The 788-nt window shown below is 67.9% G+C and carries 1 protein-coding gene; it reads right to left on the reverse strand.

Annotated features, from left to right (window positions below):
* Positions 1-771: IS3 family transposase (locus tag MHY29_RS12185; protein WP_239241584.1), on the reverse strand; the 771-nt coding region annotated here is incomplete at its 3' end.
* Positions 772-788 lie beyond the last annotated feature (17 nt).

Here is a 788-nt window from a genome sequence, read left to right on the forward strand (position 1 = left end):
TCGATGGACGTGAACGGGCCCTTGTTCCGGATCAGCTCGGCCTTGAACAGCGAGTTGAACGCCTCCGCGAGGACACTTATCGTAAGAATCCCCCGCCGAGCCGACCGAGGCGACTGCGCCGGCCTGGGCCAGCCGCTGGGTGTAGCGCACGGCGACGTACTGGACTCCTTTATCGCTGTGATGCCGCAGCCCGGCCACGTCTTGGCCTGCACGCTGACGCGTCCAGAACGCCATCTCCAACGCGTCCAGCGCCAGGTCCGTGCGCAACGACGTCGACAGCTGCCACCCCAGGACCCGTCGGGAGAACACGTCGATGATGAACGCGGCGTACACCCACCCGGCGAAAGTGCGGCAGTAAGTGATGTCAGCGACCCACAGCTGGTTCGGGGCGGCCGCGGTGACGTCGCGCTGCACCAGGTCCTCACGCTCATCCGGGCCCCGGCCCGTCACTGTCGTGCGTGGGCCCTTCGCGCGGCTGATCCCGCGCAGTCCTGCGGCACGCATGAGCCGCTCGACCGTGCACCTGGCGACCTGCAGGCCCTCCCGCCGCAGTTGCGCGTGGATCTTCCGGGCCCCGTAGACCCCGTAGTTGGCCTCATGCACCCGCCGGATCTGAGCGACCAGCTGCTCATCGCGCAGACTGCGGGCCGAGGGCCGGCGTGTCTTGGCGGCGTAGTACGTGCTCGGTGCGATCTGCGTGCCCGCTGCGGTCAGCGTGGTGCAGATCGGCTCGACACCGAACTCGTGCTTGTGCTCGTCGATGTATTCCACGATCACCGGTGTGGGCG

Source organism: Micrococcus sp. ACRRV (assembly GCF_022346985.1).
Lineage (GTDB): Bacteria > Actinomycetota > Actinomycetes > Actinomycetales > Micrococcaceae > Micrococcus > Micrococcus porci.